General features: G+C 48.6%; 1 protein-coding gene. It reads left to right on the forward strand.

Annotated elements, in window-relative coordinates:
* Nucleotides 1-266 (forward strand): glutaredoxin family protein (locus IE064_RS18085; RefSeq protein ID WP_189619048.1); only part of this gene is annotated, 266 nt, incomplete at its 5' end.
* Nucleotides 267-535 lie beyond the last annotated feature (269 nt).

A 535-nucleotide genomic window follows, 5' to 3' on the forward strand; every position in this document is an offset into this window, starting at 1 on the left:
TTGATGCCGATTGTAAAGGACTGACGCTTTATCAGTTCAACACCTGTCCATTTTGTATCAAGGTGAAAAAAGAGGTGCATCGGTTGGCATTGCCAATCACCATGGCGAATATTCAGAAAGACAGCAATGCCCGGCAAAAACTAGAACAGCAAGGCGGCAAGTCACAAGTGCCCTGTCTGCATATTGTGGAGCATGATGGTAATGAACAATGGTTGTATGAATCGGCGGAGATTAATCGCTACCTGCAACAAAGATTTGCCGCTTAAGCAATCCTGTTAACGCTACACAACGCGTGAGTGCGCGCAGGCTTAAACCTTCGCGCACTTTTTTGACGACGCCTAGCAGAGTCAGACTGATGAATCCGCCCACTTCTGAAAGGCTAAACGCTCACTCCCATCACGTACATAAATTGGAGCTCCCATGCGCCCACTTATCCGGTTATTTTTCTTCGTGTTACGCCGTCTGCTCATGCCCTTTATGCTGCTGTATGCCGCGCTGTCCAAACCTAAACCCGTGAGTCGTGATGCCGTAGCAC

Source organism: Shewanella fodinae (genome assembly GCF_014651955.1).
Lineage (GTDB): Bacteria > Pseudomonadota > Gammaproteobacteria > Enterobacterales > Shewanellaceae > Shewanella > Shewanella fodinae.